The sequence below is a fragment of the Micromonospora sp. RV43 genome, from assembly GCF_001029515.1.
GTDB lineage: Bacteria > Actinomycetota > Actinomycetes > Mycobacteriales > Micromonosporaceae > Micromonospora > Micromonospora aurantiaca.
Map to the genome: position 1 here is coordinate 1 of NZ_LEKG01000337.1, position 2656 is coordinate 2656.

The following is a 2656-nucleotide window of genomic DNA, read 5'->3' on the forward strand; positions in this document are numbered from 1 at the left end:
CGCGCCCCGCGACCGCCAGGCACGACCGGAGGTGAACCGTTGAAGCAGATGGCCTTCCACCGGGCGTTCATGGTCCGCGACACCAACGCGGACCCGGACGGCCCGCTGCGGTTCATCGGCGCGACCGCTGCTCGCCTTCCGGCGACGCCGGGCGCGGCGGCTGATCGCTGTCGTCGTGGTGGCGGTGGTGCTGGGCGCGGTACCGATCCGGCTGCTCGCCTCGGGCTGGCCGCCGCGCGGCTGGGTGGTGGTGGCGTGCGCGGTGGGGCAGGGGGACGCGGTGGTGCTGCCGGTCGCCGCCGGCCGGGCCGTGGTGGTCGATGCCGGCCCGGAGCCGTCCGGCGTGGACGCCTGCCTGCGCCGCCTGCGCGTACGCGAGGTGCCGTTGCTGGTGGTCAGCCACTTCCACGTCGACCACGTCGGCGGCGTGGCCGGGGTGTTCCGGGGCCGGCGGGTGGGCGCGGTGGTGGGTCCGTCCTGGTCCGAGCCCCCCTACGGCGCCGCCCAGGTACGCGAGGCGGCCCGCCGGGCCGGTGCGCCGCTGGCCCCGGTGCAGGCGGGCTGGCGGTGGCGGGCGGGCGCGGTGGACCTGGTCGCGGTCGGGCCGCCGTACCCGCTGCGGGGCAGCCGGTCGGATCCGAACAACAACTCGCTGGTTCTGGCCGCCACCGTGGGCGGGGTACGGATCCTGCTCACCGGTGACGCCGAGACGGAGGAACAGCGGGCGATGCTGGAGACCACACCGGCCGCCGCGATCCGCGCCGACGTGCTGAAGGTCGCCCACCACGGGTCGGCGTACCAGGCGCCGGAGTTTCTGTCCGCGGTACGCCCGGCGGTGGCTCTCGTGTGCGTGGGGGTCGACAACGACTACGGGCACCCCAACGCCGGGCTGCTGGACCGGCTGACCCGGGGCGGTGCGCGGGTGCTGCGTACCGACACCGACGGGGACGTCGCGGCGGTCCAGGCGGGCACCGGCCTCGCGGTGGTGAGGCGCGGCGCCGAGTCGGGAGCGCCACGCTGAACCAGGGGGATCTTGTTGCGGTAGATGGGGAATCAAGTCAAATGTCTGGATTTGCGCTGTGTGCGGGCTGCGCCGTCACAGTCCCCGATGAGCAGGCCCGGCCGGGTCGGAGGGCGTGCGAGTATGGGCGACGTGACCCCCGCCGACCTGCCTCCTATTGTGCTCGTCCTCGGCGACGAGGAGCTGCTCGCCACGCGAGCGGTCACCGAAGCCGTCGCCCGGGCCCGCGAGGTCGACCCCGACGTGGACGTGCGGGAATACCAGGCCGGGACGCTCACCGTCGGCGAGATCGCCGAGATGCTCAGCCCGTCGCTGTTCGGCGGTCGCCGGGTGCTCGTGCTCCGCTCCGGCCAGGACGCCCGCAAGGACCTGTCCACCGCGCTGCTGGCGTACGCGAAGAATCCCGACCCGGACGTCCAGCTCGTGGTGCTGCACCTGGGCGGGGCCAAGGGCAAGGCGTTCGCCGACGGTCTGCGGGCGGCGGGCGCCACTGTGGTGCCGGCGGTGAAGCTCAAGGGTGACCGCGAGCGGGCCGCCTTCGTGCGGGACGAGATCCGCCGCATCGGCGGCAAGTGCACGCCCGACGCGGCCGACGCCCTGGTCGCGGCCGTCGGGAACGACATGCGTGAGCTGGCCGCCGCCTGCTCGCAGCTGGTCGCCGACACCGACGGGCGGATCGGCGCTGACACTGTCGCCCGCTACTACCGGGGACGGGCCGAGGTGACAGGCTTCACCGTCGCCGACGCGACGATGGTCGGTGACGTGCCGGGCGCGCTGGAGGCGCTGCGGTGGGCGCTGCACGTCGGCGTGGACCCGGTGCCGATCGCCGATGCGCTGGCCGACGGCGTACGGACCGTGGCCCGGGTCGCCGCCGCCGGCCGGGGCAGCGCGTTCCAGCTGGCCAAGACGCTCGGCATGCCGGCCTGGAAGATCGAGAAGGCCCAGGTACGCGCCCGGGGCTGGACGCCGGAGGGCCTGGTCGAGGCGATGCGGGTGGCAGCCGAGTGCAACGCGGCGGTCAAGGGTGGCGCCGACGACCGGGCGTACGCGCTGGAGCGGGCCGTGTTCTCGGTGGCCGCGGCCCGGCAGGGCGGCGCCCGGTGACCCGAGCGTGGTCGACGGTGGCCACGGACGAGGAGCGGTACCGTCCGCTCTACGCCCGGGTGCTGGGACTGCGCTTCGTCAACCCGGGTGGGGTGCTCTGCTTCCTCTTCTTCGAGGGCGCGGTGGCGCTGGCCGTGCTGCTCGCGCTCGCCGAACTGGTGAGCTGGTGGGCGGTGCTGGTGCTGCCGATCGCGGTGGCGGCGATGGTCAAGCTCAACGACGTGGTGGCCGAGATGGTCGTCCGCACCGCCGCGCAGGTGCCCGAGCAGGAACGGGACCGCTTCCGCCGCCAGATGGAGCCGGTGGTCGGGCGGGCCCGGGTGCCCACGAGCGCCCGCGCACTCCCGGGCGGCGCGGCCAGCATCGGGTCGCTGCCGCGCGGCGCGGTGCCGCCGAGCGCCCGCGCGTGGCCGGGCGGCGCGACCACCGACTCCCGGGGCGTCCGCTACCACCACCCGCAGCGCGCGACATTCGACCACCCGAACGAGCAGTAGCGGCCCCCCGCGCTGCGCGCTCCCGACGCCCCGCGCT

The 2656-nt window shown here is 75.2% G+C and carries 2 protein-coding genes and 1 pseudogene; all 3 read left to right on the forward strand.

Going from position 1 to position 2656, the window contains the following annotated elements; translation table 11 throughout:
- Positions 1–127: 127 nt before the first annotated feature.
- A pseudogene (locus tag ABD52_RS36940) lies at positions 128–1021 on the forward strand (ComEC/Rec2 family competence protein); the annotation flags it as partial.
- Positions 1022–1144: 123 nt separating this feature from the next.
- A complete protein-coding gene (gene holA / locus ABD52_RS36945; RefSeq protein WP_013287990.1) occupies positions 1145–2125 on the forward strand; it encodes a DNA polymerase III subunit delta in 981 nt (326 codons plus the stop codon).
- Complete coding sequence (locus ABD52_RS36950; protein WP_047894827.1) at positions 2122–2619, forward strand: hypothetical protein; 498 nt, start codon at positions 2122–2124, stop codon at positions 2617–2619. Before holA ends, ABD52_RS36950 begins: the two co-directional genes overlap by 4 nt.
- Positions 2620–2656 lie beyond the last annotated feature (37 nt).